The 18,372-nt window shown below is 71.1% G+C and carries 12 protein-coding genes; 6 read left to right on the forward strand and 6 right to left on the reverse strand.

What is annotated here, in order from left to right; genetic code table 11:
- Nucleotides 1-47: 47 nt before the first annotated feature.
- The 4 genes from R3F55_16090 to R3F55_16105 form a co-directional block, all read right to left on the reverse strand.
- Complete coding sequence (locus R3F55_16090; protein ID MEZ5668926.1) at nucleotides 48-950, reverse strand: ABC transporter substrate-binding protein; 903 nt, start codon at nucleotides 948-950, stop codon at nucleotides 48-50.
- A gap of 192 nt (nucleotides 951-1,142) precedes the next feature.
- On the reverse strand, nucleotides 1,143-2,501 hold the full coding sequence (locus tag R3F55_16095; GenBank protein MEZ5668927.1) for an MmgE/PrpD family protein: 1,359 nt from the start codon (nucleotides 2,499-2,501) through the stop codon (nucleotides 1,143-1,145).
- Complete coding sequence (locus R3F55_16100; protein MEZ5668928.1) at nucleotides 2,494-3,642, reverse strand: CaiB/BaiF CoA-transferase family protein; 1,149 nt, start codon at nucleotides 3,640-3,642, stop codon at nucleotides 2,494-2,496. Before R3F55_16100 ends, R3F55_16095 begins: the two co-directional genes overlap by 8 nt.
- Complete coding sequence (locus R3F55_16105; GenBank protein ID MEZ5668929.1) at nucleotides 3,642-4,805, reverse strand: acyl-CoA dehydrogenase family protein; 1,164 nt, start codon at nucleotides 4,803-4,805, stop codon at nucleotides 3,642-3,644. The genes R3F55_16100 and R3F55_16105 overlap by 1 nt, the downstream gene beginning before the upstream one ends.
- A 286-nt stretch (nucleotides 4,806-5,091) precedes the next feature.
- On the opposite strand from R3F55_16105, the gene R3F55_16110 reads away from it, so the two are divergent.
- Both R3F55_16110 and R3F55_16115 read left to right on the forward strand, forming a co-directional pair.
- Entirely contained in the window at nucleotides 5,092-7,167 is a 2,076-nt protein-coding gene (locus R3F55_16110; protein MEZ5668930.1) for a hydantoinase/oxoprolinase family protein, read from the forward strand.
- Nucleotides 7,168-7,180: 13 nt separating this feature from the next.
- Nucleotides 7,181-8,968 carry a hydantoinase B/oxoprolinase family protein gene (locus tag R3F55_16115; GenBank protein MEZ5668931.1) on the forward strand — a complete coding sequence of 596 codons (1,788 nt, stop codon included), beginning with the start codon at nucleotides 7,181-7,183 and terminating at the stop codon, nucleotides 8,966-8,968.
- A 13-nt stretch (nucleotides 8,969-8,981) separates the two neighbouring features.
- On the opposite strand, the gene R3F55_16120 is transcribed toward R3F55_16115, so the two are convergent.
- Nucleotides 8,982-10,175 carry a mandelate racemase/muconate lactonizing enzyme family protein gene (locus R3F55_16120; GenBank protein MEZ5668932.1) on the reverse strand — a complete coding sequence of 398 codons (1,194 nt, stop codon included), beginning with the start codon at nucleotides 10,173-10,175 and terminating at the stop codon, nucleotides 8,982-8,984.
- 31 nt (nucleotides 10,176-10,206) lie between these two features.
- Nucleotides 10,207-10,641 (reverse strand): VOC family protein, encoded by a 435-nt coding sequence (locus tag R3F55_16125; GenBank protein ID MEZ5668933.1) that lies wholly within the window; start codon nucleotides 10,639-10,641, stop codon nucleotides 10,207-10,209.
- Between the two features lie 162 nt (nucleotides 10,642-10,803).
- Between R3F55_16125 and R3F55_16130 the strand changes: the two genes are divergently transcribed.
- From R3F55_16130 to R3F55_16145, 4 genes are all read left to right on the forward strand, one after another.
- Nucleotides 10,804-11,586, forward strand: coding sequence for an IclR family transcriptional regulator (locus R3F55_16130; GenBank protein ID MEZ5668934.1), 783 nt, complete (start codon nucleotides 10,804-10,806; stop codon nucleotides 11,584-11,586).
- Between the two features lie 91 nt (nucleotides 11,587-11,677).
- The gene (locus tag R3F55_16135) at nucleotides 11,678-15,040 is read left to right on the forward strand and encodes a transglutaminase family protein (GenBank protein MEZ5668935.1); all 3,363 of its coding nucleotides are present in this window, start codon (nucleotides 11,678-11,680) and stop codon (nucleotides 15,038-15,040) included.
- Between the two features lie 17 nt (nucleotides 15,041-15,057).
- Nucleotides 15,058-17,448 (forward strand): circularly permuted type 2 ATP-grasp protein, encoded by a 2,391-nt coding sequence (locus R3F55_16140; GenBank protein ID MEZ5668936.1) that lies wholly within the window; start codon nucleotides 15,058-15,060, stop codon nucleotides 17,446-17,448.
- Entirely contained in the window at nucleotides 17,445-18,323 is an 879-nt protein-coding gene (locus tag R3F55_16145; GenBank protein ID MEZ5668937.1) for a transglutaminase family protein, read from the forward strand. Before R3F55_16140 ends, R3F55_16145 begins: the two co-directional genes overlap by 4 nt.
- The last annotated feature ends 49 nt before the right edge of the window (nucleotides 18,324-18,372 follow it).

Below are 18,372 nucleotides of genomic sequence, written 5' to 3' on the forward strand. Positions count from 1 at the left end.
ACGGCGCCGCGGCCGGCGGCGCCGCGCCGTCGCGGCCGGGTCCGGGCCTATTGCCCGATCCAGGCCTTCCAGCGGTCCTCGTTCGCGGCCAGCCAGGCCTCGACCACCTCGTCGACCGGCTTGCCGTCGAGATCGACCTCCGCGACCATCGCGCTCATCTCCTCGTTGGTCAGCGTGTAGGCCTGGATGATGGCATAGGCGCCCGGCCACTTGTCCTGCAGCCCGGCCCAGGCCGCCTTCCAGATCGGGCCGCGCGGCTTGCCGCAGTCGTAGGCCATGTCGGGGTTCAGCCCGACCGACGGATCGGTGTAGCACTCCGGGGTGTACGGCGGGAACTCGACGAACTCGCCCTGGAATTTCGCCGGCGCCCAGTGCGGGACGTAGACCCACAGGATGATCGGCGCCTGCCGCTGATAGGCGGACTCCAGCTCGGCGAACAGCGCGGCATCGGTGCCGGCGTGGACCACCTCGAAATCGAGCCCCAGCGCCTCGACCCGCTCCTCGTCGAAGCCGCCCCAGGTCACCGGGCCGGACAGATAGCGCCCGCTCGGCGCGGTCTCCAGCGTCGAGAACGCCTCGGCGCAGTCGAGCAGCGCGGTCCAGTCCGGCAGTCCGGGACATTGATCCTTCATGTAGAGCGGGTACCACCACTCCTCGATCGCCTGCAGGCCGGTCTCGCCGACATTGACCACCTGGCCGGTCGCCGTCGCCTCGTCCAGCGCTTCCTGGCCGGTCGTCGCCCAGATTTCCATGGCGAGGTGCAGGTCGCCCGTCTTCAGGCCGGCGAACTGCGCCAGGTAATCCGCCTGGACATATTCGATATTGTAGCCGGCATTCTCAAGAATTCGGCCCATGATCTGCGTATTGATCAGCTGGCCGGACCAATCGTGCAGGGTCAGCTTTATGGGGTCGGTGGACTCCACTTCGGCAATGGCGGAAGTGGACAGCATAATTCCAGCGGTCGCGCCGACCGCCAGCCGCAGATACCAGCAACCCATCTCGAACACCTCGCCTGATCCGTCAGAATGCTTTGCGTGCACGGTCGCGCATCTGGAAGATTAACGTGCCGCGCCCGGAACTTGTCAACACGTTCCATCCGCGCCCGCGCCGGCCGGATCGCCCCCGGTCGCCGTGCGGCCGCTCTATGCGGTAAGCGCAAGCGGCGCGGTGCCCGCGGCGTCGAGAACCGCGGCGGCCAGGCCGGCGGTCCGCGCCGGGCCGAGCACCGGTTCGGCCAGGCGCGCGAACTTCGCCCGCAGTTCGTCGTCGGTCAGGAAGTTGGCCGGCTCGCCCTTGGGCACGGTCACCAGCTCGGTCGCCGCCGTCGTGCCGCGCCGCACCGTCACCCGGGCGGCGAAGTTCTGCGGCAGGCTGTCGACCTCGGGATCGACCGCGCAGGTGAAGCGCCGAGCCAGCCGGTCGATGTCCGGGTTGCCGAGCCAGCGCGCGTAGTCGTCCCAGCCCATCGCGCTGCGGCTCAGCATCACCGCGCCGCAGAACGGCATCGAGAACTGGCCGTCGACCACCGAGCGCGGGCTGCGCTTGGCCTCGGCCGGCTCGGCGATAAGACGCATCGCCGGCTCCGGCAGCCCGACCTCGACGGCATCGACGTCGCCGCCGTCGGCGATGCCGAGACGCCCGCGCAGCACGGCGAGCGCGTCGAGCGCGGGATGGATGTAGCGGCAGCAGGGATAGGGCTTGACCGCGATCTCCAGTGTCTCCCAGTCCCGGCCCAGGCCGGCGAGCAGGGCCGCCGGCTGCGCCGACGGCGAATAGGCGGCGAGGAAGCCGAAGCGGCCCTCGAAGGCCGCGCTCGGACCCATGAAGCCCTCGCGCGCCAGCAGGGCGGCGACCAGGCCGGCGCCGGCGGCCCAGCCGACCTGGAAGCGCTTGGTCCAGGCGCCGTTCTCCAAAAACTGCAGCGAGCCGGCGGCCTGGCTGAGGGCGGCGCCGAACGCCGAGTCCTGTGCCGCGGGGTCGAGGCCGAGGACGATGCCGGCGGCCGCTGCCGCACCGAACACCCCGCAGGTTGCGGTCGGGTGGAAGCCCCGGGCGTAGTGGGCGCGCGGGTCGACGGCGAGGCCCAGCCGGATCTGCACCTCGAAGCCGACCGCGATCGCGGTCAACAGCCGGTCCATCGGCACCGGGGTCAGCTCCGCCGCGGCCAACGCAGCCGGGATCACCGCGGCACCGCAGTGCAGCGAGGAGCGCGCGTGGGTGTCGTCGAAGTCCAGGCTGTGGATCAGCGCACCGTTGACCATCGCGGCGGCGGCCGGCGCATAGCCGCCGGGATCGGCGACCACGCGGGCGGTGCCGCTGCCGAAGGCGGCACGCGCCGCGGCGACGATCGACGGCGTGCTCTCCGCCTCGGCGCGCGCGCGGACGGCGCTGCCGAGCGCGTCGAGCAGCAGCAGCCGCACCCGTCGGCGCACCGGCTCGGGTGCGTCGTTGCCGCGCCAGTGCGCGGCGAACCGGGCAACCTCGGCGGTTTCGTCAGCCATCGCCATCCTCCGCGAACTCGACCCGGATCCGGTCGGTGTCGGCGCCCAGCGCCGGCACCGGCCCCGGCTGCGCGGCGTTGTCGTCGACAATCGCCGGCGGTGCCGGCATCGCCACCGGTCCCGACGGGGTGTCGACGGCGGCGCGGCGCAGATGCGGGTGCCGCGACAGGCCCGCCATGTCGTTGACGGTGGCGAAGGCGATCCCGGCGGCATCGAGGCGCGCCGTCAGTGCAGGCGCATCGAGGGCGCCGAATGCCTGCTGGACGTCGGCGTCGAGGGCGGCACGGTTGGCGACCCGCGCGGTGCCGTCGGCATAGCGCGGTTCGTCGGCCATCGCCGGCCGGCCGAGCACGTCTGCGCACAGCGTGCGCCACTCGCGCTGGTTCTGGATCGAGATCAGCACCGGCGTGCCGTCGCGGGCGTGGAACACGCCGTACGGCGCGATGCTGGGATGGCTCAGGCCGATCCGCCTGGGCGGCGCGCCGTGCTCGGCGTGCAGCAGCGGCACGGTCAGCCAGTCGGCCATGGCGTCGAACATCGACACGGCGATGGCCGCGCCGGTGCCGGTGACGCCGCGCCGGATCAAGGCCTCCAGGATCGCCTCGTAGGCGAACATGCCGGTGGCGATGTCGCTGACCGACACGCCGACCCGCGCCGGCGCCTCCGGCCCGCCGGTCAGCGAGGCCAGCCCGCTCTCGGCCTGGATCAGCAAGTCGTAGGCCTTGCGCTCGGCCATCGGCCCGCTCTCGCCATAGCCGGTGATCGTGCAGGTGATCAGGCGGGGGTGGGCACGGCGCAGGGCATCGAGGCCGAGGCCGAGCCGGTCCAGCGCCCCGGGCTTCAGGTTCTGCAGCAGCACGTCGGCGCGGGCGATCATGCGGCGCAGCAAGGCAAGGTCCGCGGGCTCGCGCAGGTCGAGTACGGCAGACTGCTTGCCGCGGTTCAGCCAGACGAAATAGGCGCTCTCGCCATGCACGATCCGGTCGTAGCCGCGGGCGAAGTCGCCCTCCGGCCGCTCGACCTTGATCACCCGCGCGCCGGCGGCGGCCAGCCGGTTGCTGCACAGGGGCGCGGCCACGGCCTGCTCGACCGCGACGACCAGCAGGCCATCCAGCGGGCCGGGTTGCGCGGGCGCGGCCATCAGAACGAGCGCGGCAGGCCGAGCACATGCTCGGCCAGGTAGGACAGGATCAGGTTGGTCGAGATCGGCGCCACCTGGTAGAGGCGGGTCTCGCGGAACTTGCGCTCGATGTCGTATTCCTCGGCGAAGCCGAAGCCGCCATGGGTCTGCAGGCACATGTCCGCCGCCGCCCAGGACGCGTCGGCGGCGAGCAGCTTGGCCATGTTGGCGTCGGCGCCGCCGTCCTTGCCGGCGTCGAACAGCGCGGCGGCCTGGTAGACGATCGCCGCGGCGGCACAGGTCTGGGCATAGGCGCGCGCGATCGGGAACTGCACGCCCTGGTTCTGGCCGATCGGCCGCCCGAACACCGTCCGTTCGTTGGCATAGGCCACCGCCTTCTCGATGAAGAAGCGCGCGTCGCCGATGCATTCCGCCGCGATCAGGATGCGCTCGGCATTCATGCCGGACAGGATGTAGCGGAAGCCGCGCCCCTCCTCGCCGACCAGGCTGTCGGCGGGAATGCGCAGGCCGTCCATGAAGATCTCGGTGGTGGCGTGGTTGATCATCGCGCGCAGCGGCCGGATCTCCAGGCCGTTGCCGCGCGCCTCGCGCAGGTCGACCAGGAACACCGACAGACCGTCGGTCCGCTTGGCGACCCGGTCGCGCGGGGTGGTCCGCGCCAGCAGCAGCATCAGGTCGGAATGCTCCGCGCGCGACGTCCACACCTTCTGGCCGTCGACGACATAGTGGTCGCCGTCGCGCCGGGCGGTGGTGCGGATCGCGGTGGTGTCGGTGCCGCTGGTCGGCTCGGTCACGCCGAACGCCTGCAGCCGGATCGAGCCGTCGGCGATCGCCGGCAGCCAGTGCCGCTTGTGCGCCTCCGAGCCGTGCCGCAGCAGCAGGCCCATGATGTACATCTGCGCGTGGCAGGCGCCGGCATTGCCGCCGGACCGCTGCACCTCCTCCAGGATCGCCGCCGCGGTGACCAGGCCCAGCCCGGCGCCGCCATAGGATTCCGGAATCAGCGCGGCCAGATATCCGGCGCCGGTCAGCGCCTCGACGAAGGCGGTCGGATAGGCGCGCTCGCGGTCCAGCGCCCGCCAGTACTCGCCCGGGAAGTCTGCACACAGGCGTGTGACCGCCGCGCGGATGTCCTGGTCCTGTTCGGCATGGCGGAACTGCATCGTCGATCCTGGTCGTTGCGGGCTGCGCCGTCACGCTAGCCGGTCGTCGGCGTCGCCGCCAGCCCTGCGGTGGCGCCGGTTCGTCGCAAGCGACGATCCGCGCCTCAAGGACGTTGCGGCCGGATTTGCTGCGCTGCTAGGTTCCTGCCAAGGTCAGGGTCGGGGGATCGTTTGGCCGACAATGCGGGGTGGACCCGGGACAGAGCTTGGCGCGCGCTGCGCGCGCCGGCGATGTCGGCAATGACGCACCCGGCCCGCAATCGCAGAGGCAACGGAGACGACAGGTATGGCGCGTATCGGCGTTGATGTCGGTGGAACGAACACCGATCTTGTCCTGGAGGCGAATGGCGCCGTCTTTTTCCACAAGGTGCCCAGCACGCCGCAGGACCAGTCCGACGGCACCCTGCGCGGCATCCGGGAAATCTGCGAGCGCAACGGCGTTCCGCTGTCCGATCTCGACCTCGTCGTCCACGGCACCACGGTCGCGACCAACATCACGATCGAGCACAACGGCGCCGAGGTCGGGATGGTCACCACCCGCGGCTTCCGCGACATCCTGCACATCGGCCGGCACAAGCGGCCGCACAACTTCTCCCTGCACTTCGAGGTGCCGTGGCAGGACCGGCCGCTGGTCAAGCGGCGCAACCGGATCCCGGTCACCGAGCGGATCCTGCCGCCCGACGGCCGGGTCGAGACGCCGCTGGACGAGAACGACGTGCTGGCGGCGATCGAGGTGTTCAAGCGCCGCGGCCTGCAGTCGATCATCGTCTGCTTCATGTTCTCGTTCATGAACAACGCCCACGAACTGCGTGCCAAGGAGATCATCCAGGCGCACATGCCCGATGCCTTCGTCTGGTGTTCCAGCGAGGTGGCCAACGTCCTGCGCGAGTACGAGCGGTTCAGCACCACGGCGATGAACGCCTTCGTGGGCCCGAAGACCACGCGCTATCTGCGCCAGCTGGAAAGTCGGCTGAAGCAGAACGCGGTCGACGCGCGGCTGCGGGTGATCCAGTCCAACGGCGGCCTGGCCACGGTGGAGGCGTGCTCGCAGCGCGCGGTCAGCATCCTGATGTCGGGGCCGGCGGGCGGCGTGATCGGCGCCCGGGCCGAGGGCGCGCTGACCGGCCGCCGCAACCTGATCACTGTCGACATCGGCGGCACGTCGGCCGACATCAGCACGATCCCCAACGGCGAGATCAAGATCAAGAATCCGCGCGACACCTATGTCAACGGCCACCCGGTGCTGGTGCCGATGATCGACCTGGTCACCATCGGCGCGGGCGGCGGCTCGATCGCCTATCTCGACGAGGCCGGCGGCTTCCATGTCGGCCCGCGGTCCGCCGGCGCGGAGCCCGGCCCGGCATGCTACGGCCGTGGCGGCGACGAGCCTACGGTGACCGACGCCCAGGTCGTGCTCGGGCGGCTGGACCCCGATGCCGTGCTCGGCGGCGACCTGCCGATCGACCCGGACCTGGCGGCGCGGGCCATCGAACCCCGTGTGGCGCGCAAGCTAAGCATGTCGCTGACCGAGGCGGCGCTCGGCATCATCAAGGTGATCAACTCCAACATGGCGCTGGCGATCCGCTCGAACTCGGTGGCCAAGGGCGTCGATCCGCGCGACTACACGCTGATGCCGTTCGGCGGCGCCGGCCCACTGCACGGCGTGGCGCTGGCCGAGGCGATCGCCGCCAAGGACATCGTCGTCCCAGTCGCGCCGGGCATCACCGCGGCGATGGGCCTGCTGGTCACCGACATCCAGTACGAGCACACCGGCTCGGTCATCGCCACGCTGAACGACATCGGCGCCGACGCGCTACAGGCGATCAACGCGACCGTCGAGCAGCTGGAGCAGACCTGCCGGGCCGAGCTGACCGCCGACGGCATCGCGCCGGCCAAGCAGCTGATCCGCCGGATCGCCGAATGCCGCTATCACGGCCAGGGCTTCGAGCTGCGCGCCGCGATGCCGGACGGGCAGATCGACGCCGCCGCCGTCGCCGCCATCGTCGCCGATTTCCACCGCCAGCATCGCCAGGACTACGGCTATGCCTTCGACGACAGCCCGGTCGAGCTGATCACCATCCGGATCATCGGCGGGTCGCCGGTCGACCCGATGCGGCTGCCGACACTGCCGCAGGGCGACGGCAGCGAGGTGGAGGCGGCGCGGCTGGACGCGCGCAACACCGTGTTCGACGACGGCAGCGCGGTGATGACGCCGCGCTACAACCGCGGCCTGCTGCGGGCCGGCAATGTGGTTGCAGGGCCCGCGATCATCGTCCAGCATGATTCGACCACCGTCCTGCCTGCGGGTTATCGGGCCGCGGTGTCGGATCACGGACACCTTCTGATCACCCGTGCGCGTTGAGGAGTCAGCCGCGATGAGCGAAGCCGCCAGCGTCAACAAGCTCGATCCGATCACCCTGCAGGTCATATCCGGCGCGCTCGACACCATCGCGCAGGAGATGGGCCACGTGCTCTACCGGATGTCGTTCTCCTCGATCATCCGCGAATCGCAGGACCTGGGCGCCGGCCTGTTCGACACCGAGTACAACACGCTGTGCGAATCGGAATCGACGCCGCTGCATATCGGCTCGCTCCCCGGCTACATGGCCGGCATCGAGCAGTGCTTGCAGGACGGCGAGTGGTACGAGGGCGACGTCGTCATCCACAACCACCCGTACTACGGCGCCAGCCATTCGCCCGACATCGCCATCGTCATCCCGATCTTCCACAACGGCGAGCTGGTCGGTTTTTCCGCCAACACCGCCCACCACCTGGACATCGGCGCGGCGACGCCCGGCCTGATCATCGACATCCCGGACGTCTATGCCGAGGGCATGCTGTTCGCCGGCACCAAGCTGTACCGCAAGGGCGAGCGCAACGAGGCGATGTGGAACTACCTGCGCCACAACAGCCGGGCGGCCCGCCAGCTGCAGGACGATCTCGACGCCCAGATCGCGTCTGCCAGGCTGGGCGTGAAGCGCTTCCAGGAGCTGATCGAGAAATACGGGCGCGAGACGGTGCTGACCGCGACCCGGCAGCTGATGGACTACACCGAGAGCGTGATGCGCCAGCAGATCGCCCAGATTCCCGACGGCGAGTATTTCGCCGAGGGCTTCCTCGACGACGACGGCAAGAACCGCGGCGTCAACCTGCCGATCAAGGTGCGGGTCGAGATCAAGGGCGACAGCGCACTGGTCGACCTGACCGGGTCGGCCGACCAGGTCGAGACCGGGTTCAACGTGCCGTTCGAGGGCTCGACCAAGGTCGCCTGCTTCTGCGCCTTCCGCTCGCTGCTGCTGGATGCCGAGACCATGGGCCGCGGCGTGCCGACCAACGAGGGCTCGTTCCGGCCGATCAAGGTGCACGCGCCCAAGGGCTCGATCTTCAACCCAGCGTTTCCGGCCGCGGCCGAGGCGCGCTTCACCCAGTGCAACCGGATGATCGACCTGATCTACAAGGCGCTGGCGCCGGCGCTGCCGGACAAGATCATCGCCGGTAGCTCGGCCAGCCTGTCCTTCGCCGCCTATTCCGGCGTCCGCCCCGACGGCGCCTATTGGGTGTTCCTGGAGGTCAACGAGGGTTCCTACGGCGGCCGGCCGCATTCCGACGGGCCGGACGCGGTCGACTCGCTGATGGCCAACACCCGCAACAACCCGCTGGAGGACCTGGCGGTCCACATCCCGATGATCTGCGACCGCTACGAGCTGCGCGACGATGTGGTGCCGGGCGCCGGCAAGTTCCACGGCGGCATGGGCGTGGTCAAGGCGCAGCGCGTGCTGACCGACGGCTTCATCACCCACGAGTGCGAGCGGCACGAGGACGCGCCCTGGGGCGTGTTCGGCGGGCGCGACGGCGTGGTCGGCAAGGTCGAGATCTACAACGCCGGCCAGAACGCGCAGCGCGAGCAGGTGCCGGCCAAGTTCTCCGGCCTGCGGGTGCACGCCAACGACGTGATGGCGTTCTACGCGCCCTGCGGCGGCGGCTACGGCAATCCGCTGGAGCGCGAGCCGGCGCTGGTGCTGGACGACGTGCTCGACGACTACTACTCGGCCGACGTGGCCCGCGACGTCTACGGCGTGGTCGTCGACCTGGCTGCCGAGACCGTCGACCTGCCGGCCACCCAGGCCCTGCGTGCCCGAATGGGGGCCGTCGCCGCCGAATAGGCGGCGGGCGGCCTCAGGCCGGTTCGTCCTCGCTGCGCCCGCGGCCGCCGAAGGTTGCGGCGCCGGTGGCGACCCCGGCCATGTTCATGCTGCCGTCGAACAGCGGCACGTCGTAGGGCGCATAGGGAAAGCGGGCGCAGGCGTCCTCGTTCAGCTCGACGCCCAGTCCCGGCGTGGTCGGCGCCAGCAGGGCGCCGTCCTCGAAGGCCAGGTTCTCCCTGACCAGTTCCTTGCGCCACGGCACGTCGATCGACACCGTCTCGAACACCTTGAAGTTCGGGATCGCCACGGCGGTGTGCAGCGTCATCGCGTTCATCACCGGGCCGACCGGATTGTGCGGCGCGACCGGTATCAGATGCGCGTGGGCCAGGTGTGCGATCCGCTTGGTCTCGCCGAGCCCGCCGGCGTGGCTCACGTCCGGCTGCAGCACGTCGACCGCGTTGCGGGCCAGCGCCTCCAGGAACCGACCGGGCTCGTACCAGCGCTCGCCGGCGGCGATCGGCACCGGGCTCGCCCGACGCACCTCGGCCAGCGCGTCGATCGCCTCCGGCGGCGTCGGCTCCTCGATCCAGCTCAGATCGAAGCGGGCGAGCTCGCGGCACATGGCGATGGCGGTCGGCACGTTCAGCCGGCCGTGCACGTCGAGCATCAGGTCGATATCGGGGCCGACCGCGTCGCGCACCGCGGCGACGATCTCGATCGTCTGCCGGCGCTGCGCACGATCCATCTCGAGATCGGCGACGTCGAACGGGTCCCACTTCAAGGCCTTGTAGCCCATCGCCACCGCGTTGCGGGCGTTGGCGGCATACTGGTCGGGCGTGCGCGCGCCGTGGAACCAGTGGTTGGCATAGCAGGCGACGCGGTCGCGGTGGCGCCCGCCCAGCAGCTCGTAGACCGGCACGCCCAGCGCCTTGCCCTTGATGTCGAGCATGGCCGCCTCGACCGCGCCCAGCGCGGTACGGAACACCGCGCCGGTGCGCCAGTAGCTGTCGCGGTGCAGCGCTTCCACGGTCGCATCGACCGCAAACGGGTCGCGGCCGACGACGGCGCGCTCCAGCTCCTCCAGCCCGGCGACGACCGCTTTGGTCTTCCACTCCAGCGTCGCCTCGCCGACGCCGTCGATGCCCTCGTCGGTGTACAGCTTGACGAAGACGAAGTTGGTGCGGCTGGCGTTGGCGACGAAGACCTTCTGGCCGACGATGCGCATGGCCGGCGTGCCCGTCCCGCCCGTGGGCCGGTCAGGCGGCGCGCAGGCGGGCGATGGCGTTCGCCTGCATGCTGTCGGCCGCCATCTGCATCAGCTCGATGCGGTGGCCGTCGGGGTCCTGGATCCAGGCCTGCCAGTTGCCGTCGGCGCCCAGCTTGTGCGGCTGCAGCAGCGCCACGCCGGCGGCGTCCAGCTCGCGCACCGCCTGCTCGATGTCCGGCACCGCCAGGCACATGTGGTTGTAGCCGACCGCCACCCGCTCCGGCGCGCGCTCGCCCTCGCCCTCCGGAAACAGCTCCAGGAACTGCGTGTCGGTGACGCGCAGGTAGACCAGCCACAGGCTGCCGTCGTCACGGGTCAGGCGCATCAACTCCTGCAGGCCGAGCCGGCCGACATAGAAGGCGATGGCGCGGTCCATGTCCTTCACGCGCAGCGCGACATGGGCGATCGAGGAGACGGTCAGCATGGGGCGTTTTCCTCTATGCTGGGCATGCAGGCCCGCGGATTCGCCGTCTGCGCGGCGTCGGTCGCGCCGGCTGGCGCCGATGCATGTTCAGATATGAACTTGGACAGTTCAAATCCGTATGCTAATCCGAAGCCGCCTGCTGTCAACAACCGTGCGAGCGCCGTGCCCGACGATAGCCGTGATCCCGCCGCGAAGCATACCATCCCGGTGATCGACCGGATGATGGACGTGCTGAACGAGATCGGCCGCCGCGAGGCCGGCGCCGGCATCCGCGAATTGACCGACGTGCTCGGGGTGCCGCGCACCACCACATACCGCATCCTCAACACGCTGCAGCGCCACGACATGGTGCGGCGCGACGAGACCGGCGCCTATCACCTGGGCCGCCACCTGCTGTCGCTGGCGTCGCACGTCTCGGCCAAAGTGGCGGAGATCGACCTGGCGGCGATCGGCCAGCCCTTTCTCGACCGGCTCGCCGCCGAGCTGGGCGAGGGCGTCAAGCTCAGCGTGATCGACCGCGACGGCGTGCTGGTGCTCGCCGTCGCCCAGGGCCGGCGCGAATATGCGCTGACCGTTTCGGCCGGCCAGCGCCTGCCCGCCCATGCGGGCGCGGCCGGCAAGCTGCTGCTCGCCCACCAGCCGCCCGACGAGATCGAGCGCTGGCTGGCCCGGCCGCTGCCGGAATACACCGCGAAGACCCTGACCGACCCGGCCCGTCTGCGCCGGGAGCTGGCACGGATCGTGCGTGTCGGCTGGGCGCAGGACAAGGGCGAGACGGCGCCCAGCATCCAGGCCTTCGCCGCGCCGGTGTTCGGCGCGTCGGGGCGGCTGCTGGCGGCGCTCAGCGTACCGTTCCTGGCCGGCACGCCGGCGGAGCGGATGGAGGCGATCCGCCGGGCCGCGATCGACGCAGGCCGCGGGCTGAGCGCGGCGATGCCGGGCTGAGCGCCGGTCCGTCGGCGCTTCGATTCAGGGCGACAAGCCGGCCGCCAGCGGCGAAACTCGCCCGTCCCAGACCGCAGTCGCCGGAAGGCCCATGTCGATTCGTGCCGCGCTCTATCACCTGACCCACTATCGCTACGACCGGCCGGTGCGGCTGGGACCGCAGATCGTCCGCCTGCATCCGGCGCCGCATGCGCGCACCAAGGTGCTGGCCCATGCGCTCAAGGTCGCGCCGGTGCAGCACTTCGTGAACGTCCAGCAGGACCCCTACGGCAATTTCCTGGCCCGGTTCGTTTTCCCGGAGCCGGTGCGCGAGCTGAAGATCGAGGTCGACCTGGTCGCCGACATGTCGGTTTACAACCCGTTCGACTTCTTCGTGGAGCCGGAGGCGGAGCGCTGGCCGTTCCCCTATCCGGCGACGTTCGAGGACGACCTCGCCATCTACCTGAAGCCGGACCCGGCCGGCCCGCTGCTGCAGGAATTCCTCGCTTCCATCGACCGCACGCCGACCAATACGGTGCAGTTCGTCGTCGACCTCAACGCGCGGATCGAGCAGGACATCGACTATGTGATCCGGATGGAGCCGGGGGTGCAGACGCCGGAGGAAACCCTGGCGGCGCGCCGCGGCTCCTGCCGCGATTCCGGCTGGCTGATGGTCCAGGCGTGCCGCCATCTCGGTCTCGCCGCGCGCTTCGTCTCCGGCTACCTGATCCAGCTCAAGCCCGACGTCGAGGCGCTGGACGGGCCCAAGGGCACCGACCGCGACTTCACCGACCTGCACGCCTGGGCCGAGGTCTACATCCCCGGCGCGGGCTGGATCGGGCTCGACCCGACCTCCGGCCTGCTGACCGGCGAGAGCCATATCCCGCTGGCGGCGACGCCGCACTATCGCAATGCCGCGCCGGTATCGGGCGCGCTGCTCGACCCCGCCGAGACCGACTTCGACTTCGACATGCAGGTCATGCGGGTCGCCGAGCATCCGCGAATCACGTTGCCGTTCTCCGATGCGGCCTGGGATGCGCTGAACGCGCTGGGCGAGCAGGTGGATGCGACGCTCGCAGCGGACGACGTGCGGCTGACGATGGGCGGCGAGCCCACCTTCGTGTCGATCGACGATTTCGAGTCGGCGGAGTGGAACACCGCCGCCGTCGGCCCGACCAAGCGCGACCTGGCCGACCGGCTGATCCGGCGGCTGCGCCACGAGTTCGCGCCGGGCGGCTTCCTGCACTACGGCCAGGGCAAGTGGTATCCGGGCGAAAGCCTGCCGCGCTGGACCTTCTCGCTGTACTGGCGCGGCGACGGCAAGCCGATCTGGACCGACCCGGACCTGATCGCGCCGGAGGCCGGCGCAGGCGGCGCCGAGACCGAGGACGCGGAACGCCTGCTCGGGCACATGGCGGAGGCGCTGGGCCTGACCGGCGAGACGATCCAGCCGGCCTTCGAGGACCCGGCCGAGTGGCTGCTGAAGGAAGCCAACCTGCCCGACAACGTCGACCCGTCCGACAGCAGGCTGAAGGACCCGGAGGAGCGGGCGCGGATGGCGGCCGTGTTCGGGCGCGGGCTGACCGTGCCCAGCGGCTATGTGCTGCCGGTGCAGGCGTGGCAGGCCCGGTCGGGCGAGCGGCGCTGGAAGACCGAGAAATGGCGCACCCGGCGCGGCAGGCTGTTCCTGGTGCCGGGCGACTCGCCGGTCGGCTATCGCCTGCCGCTGGGTTCGCTGCCCCATGTCGGCGCGCGCGACTTCCCCTACATCGTGCCTGCGGACCCGTCGGAAGTGCGGCCGACGCTGCCGGACCCCGGCGACATGCTCGCCCGCCGGCGCGCCCACGACGCCGACGGTCCGGCGCCGGAGGCGCCGCAGCAGCGCGAGGCGTCGTTCACCGAGGCGTCGCCGGGCCAGGACCGGGTCGAGCAGGTGCTCAGCGCGATCGAGGGCCTGGTCCGCACCGCGGTCGCGGTCGAGACGCGGCACGGCCGGCTGTGCGTGTTCCTGCCGCCGGTGGAGCGGCTGGAGGACTATCTCGAGCTGGTCGCCGCGGCGGAGGCGGCGGCGCAGGCGCTCGGGCTGCCGGTCCATATCGAGGGCTATGCGCCGCCGCAGGACCCGCGCCTCAACGTCATCCGCGTGGCGCCGGACCCGGGCGTGATCGAGGTCAACATCCACCCGTCGGCGCGCTGGCGCGACTGCGTCGACACCACCGTCAGGCTCTACGAGGCGGCGCGGCAGACACGGCTCGGCGCCGACAAGTTCATGATCGATGGCCGGCACACCGGCACCGGCGGCGGCAACCATGTCGTGGTCGGCGGCGCGACGCCGAACGACAGCCCGTTCCTGCGCCGGCCCGACCTGATGAAGAGCCTGGTGCTGCACTGGCAGCGGCACCCGTCGCTGTCCTACCTGTTCTCCGGCCTGTTCATCGGGCCGACCAGCCAGGCGCCGCGCCTCGACGAGGCGCGGCACGACTCGCTCTACGAGCTGGAGATCGCGCTGGCACAGGTGCCGCTGCCGGGCCAGGGCACGCCGCCGCCGCCCTGGCTGGTCGACCGCCTGTTCCGCAACCTGCTGGTCGACGTCACCGGCAACACCCACCGCTCCGAGATCTGCATCGACAAGCTGTTCTCGCCCGACGGCCCGACCGGGCGGCTGGGGCTGGTCGAGTTCCGCGGCTTCGAGATGCCGCCGCATCCGCGCATGAGCCTGGCGCAGCAGCTGCTGGTGCGCGCCCTGATCGCGCGGCTGTGGCGGGCGCCGCTGGAGGGGCGGTTCGTGCGCTGGGGCACCGCGCTGGCCGATCGCTTCATGCTGCCGCACTATGTCTGGGCCGACTTCCTCGACGTGCTCGACGACCTGCGCGCCTACGGCTTCGCCTTCGACCCGGCCTGGTTCGCGGCGCAGCTCGAGTTCCGCTTCCCCTTCTGCGGCGAGGTGGACTACGACGGCGTCAGGATGGAACTTCGCCAGGCCCTGGAGCCTTGGCACGTAATGGGCGAGCAGGGCGCGATCGGAGGCACGGTGCGGTACGTCGACTCCTCGGTGGAGCGGCTGCAGGTAAAGGCGGTAGGCTTCAATGCCGAGCGCCATGCAATCGCCTGCAATGGCCGGCTGGTGCCGATGCGGCCGACCGAAACCGGCGGCACCGCGGTAGCCGGCATTCGCTTCAAGGCCTGGCAGCCGGCGTCGGGCCTGCATCCGGCCCTGCCGGTCAACGCGCCGCTGACCCTCGACATCTACGACCGCGGGACCGGCCGCGCGGTCGGCGGTTGCGTCGATCACGTCGCCCATCCCGGCGGCCGCAACTACGACACCTTTCCGGTGAACGCCAACGAGGCCGAGGCGCGGCGGCTGGCGCGGTTCGAGCCGCGGGGCCACCGGCCCGGCGCCTATGCGCCGCTGGCGCAGCCGGCATCGCCCGAATTCCCGCTGACGCTCGACCTGCGCTGGCCGGCCGGCTCGTGATGGCCGAGGACGTCGGCATGCTGGCTTCGGCGGACGAGCCCGACAAGGGGCTGATCGCGGCCTATCGCACCATCCCCGGCACCGCCGACGAGATGCTCGACGCCGAGGGCAACACACGGCCGGGCTGGACCACGCTGATCTCCGCGCTGGAGCGGGCGGGGCCGGAGGCGCTGGCCGAGCAGTTCGCCCGCGCCGACCAGTATCTGCGCGACGCCGGCGTGTTCTATCGGGTCTACGGCGCGCCGGAGGCGGCGGAGCGGGCCTGGCCGCTGGCCCACCTGCCGCTGCTGATCGACGAGGACGAATGGCGCGGCATCGCCGAGGGCGTGGCCCAGCGCGCCGAGCTGCTGGAGCGCGTCGCCGCCGACATTTACGGCGAGAACCGGCTGGTCGCCCAAGGGCTGCTGCCGGCGGAGCTGGTGGCGGCGAGCCCCGAGTTTCTGCGCCCGATGGTCGGCATCGCGCCGGCCGGCGGCCGCTTCCTGCATTTCTGCGCCTTCGACCTGGGCCGCGGGCCGGATGGCCGCTGGTGGGTGCTGGGCGATCGCACCCAGGCCCCGTCCGGCGCCGGCTTCGCGCTGGAGAACCGGGTCGCGACCACCCGCGCCCTCGGCAAGACCTACGGCGTGCTCAACGTCACCCGGCTGGCCGGCTTCTTCCGCGATTTCCGCGACGCGCTGCTGAATTTCGCGCGCCAGGACGGCGGCCGGGTCGCGGTGCTGTCGCCGGGCCCGCACAACGAGACCTATTACGAGCACGCCTACATCGCCCGCTACCTCGGCTTCATGCTGCTGGAGGGCGAGGATCTGAGCGTGCGCGACGGCCGGGTGATGGTGCGCACCATCGACGGCGGCCGCCCGGTTAGCGTGCTGTGGCGGCGCCTCGACGCCGCGTTCACGGACCCGCTGGAGCTGAACCCGCTGTCGCAGATCGGCACTCCGGGGCTGGTCGAGGCGGTGCGCCAGGGCTCGGTCTCGCTGGTCAATGCGCTGGGCGCCGGCGTGCTGGAAAGCCGCGCGCTGCTGGCCTTCCTGCCGCGCATCGCCGAGGCGCTCGGCCAGGGCCTGACGCTGCCCAACATCGCGACCTGGTGGTGCGGCGACGCGGCGGCGCGCGACCATGTGGCGGCGCATTTCGACGAGATGGTGATCGGGCCGGCGCTGTCGACCCGGCTGACCTTCGAGGACGACGGCGAGACGGCGCTCGGCGCCAGCCTGGACGAGGCCGCGCGCGCCGCGGTGCGGGCCCGGCTTGAGCGCGACGGAGGCAGCCTGGTCGGGCAGGAGGCGGTGACGCTGTCGACCACACCGGTCTATGTTGACGGCAGGCTGGAGCCGCGGCCGGTCAGCCTGCGCGTGTTCGCCGCCCGCACTGCCGACGGCTGGACCGTGATGCCCGGCGGGCTCGCCCGCGTCGGCTTCACCCTCGACACCAAGGCGATCGCGATGCAGCAGGGCGGCCAGGCGGCCGACGTGTGGGTGATGGCCAAGGGCCCGATCGCCCAGATCTCGCTGATCCCGCAGGACGAAAGCGCCTACAGCCGCGTCATGGGCGGCGTGCTGCCGGCGCGCGCCGCCGACAGCCTGTTCTGGCTTGGCCGATACATCGAGCGGGCGGAATCGCTGCTGCGCATCCTGCGCGCCTATCATGCGCGGCTGGCGGAGAGCGGCACGCCGGAGCTGCCGCTGCTCGCCGACGTGCGGGCCTATCTCGGCGGGCTGCAGATCGAGGTCGAGCCGGCGATCCCGGCCGGGCTGGCCCGCGACATCGACAGTGCGGTCTACAGCGCCTCGCAGATCCGCGACCGCTTTTCCGCCGACGGATGGCTGGCGCTCAACGACCTGAAGAAGACGGTCGCGCGCTTCTCGGACAGGGTCGAGCCGGGCGACGACGCCACCGGTGCAATGACCGTGCTGCTGCGCAAGCTGGCCGGCTTCGCCGGGCTGGTCTACGAGAACATGTACCGGTTCACCGGATGGCGGTTCCTGGAGATCGGCCGCCGGCTGGAGCGTGCGATGCAACTGGCCTGGACGCTGGCGTGGCTGACCCGGGCCGATGCGCCCGAGGGCGCGGCCGACCTGGCCATCGAGATCGGCGACAGCCAGATCACGCACCGCCGCCGCTACAGCGTGCGTACCGGGTCGCGCTCGGTGCTCGACCTGCTGGTGCTCGACGCGTTGAACCCGCGCTCGATCGCATTCCAGGTCGCGCGCATGCGCGAGCAGATCGAGCAGCTGCCGCACGCCGAGACCGGGGCGCGGCTGCCGGCGACCGTGCGCGACGTGCTGCGGCTCGACACCGACCTGCGCACCGCCGACGCCGACGCGCTGACCACCGAGCGGCTGCACGGACTGGCCGGCGACCTGGCCGCGTTGGCGTCCTCGCTCGGCCGGACCTACCTGACGTGAACTACGACGTCCGGCTGCGCATCGCCTATCGCTACGAGGCCGCCGTCTCTGGCGGCCGCCATCTGGTGCGGGTGATGCCGCCGACCCGGTCCGGCGTGCAGACCGTGGTCGCCGCCTCGCTGTCGTTCGACCCGGCGCCGACCGAACGGGTCGACCACGCCGATTTCTTCGGCAACATGGCGGCCGCCATCGCCTATGCCCGTCCGCACGACCTGCTGCGGATCGACCTGATCGCGCGCATCCGGGTGGAGCGGGACGCGGTGATGCTCGACGTCTCGCCCGGCCTCGACGGTCTGCAGCGCGAACTCGCCGGCATCGCGTCGCTGGCGCCCGAATCGCCGCAGCACTTCCGCCACGCCACGCCGCGCGTGCCGATCGACGCCGACATCACCGCCTACGCCCGGCAGGCGATCGACGGCGCGTCGTCCGCGATGGGCATTGCCGACGCGCTGTGCCGGCGCATTCACCAGGACTTCGCCTACGATGCCGAGGCGACCCTGGTCGACACGCCGGTGCGCGAGGCGTTCGACCTGCGCCGCGGCGTCTGCCAGGACTTCTCCCACGTCATGATCGCCGCCCTGCGCGGGCTCGGCATTCCGGCCGCCTATGTCAGCGGTTTCCTGCGCACCGACCCGCCGGCGGGGCAGGAGCGGCTGATCGGCGCGGACGCCATGCACGCCTGGGTCCGGGTCTGGTGCGGCAACGAGGCCGGCTGGCTGGAGTTCGACCCGACCAACGCGGTGCCGGCGGGCGACGGCCACATCGTCATCGGCCATGGCCGCGACTACAGCGACGTCAGCCCGATCGTCGGCGTGGTCAAGACATCCGGGGCGCACGAGACCGAACAGGCGGTCGACGTGGTGCCGCTCGACTGACCCGGCGGGCCGCATCCGCGCGGCTTTTGCCGTTCCCGCTCGCGCCGTT

The sequence above is a fragment of the Alphaproteobacteria bacterium genome (genome assembly GCA_041396705.1).
Classification (GTDB): Bacteria; Pseudomonadota; Alphaproteobacteria; order CALKHQ01; family CALKHQ01; genus CALKHQ01.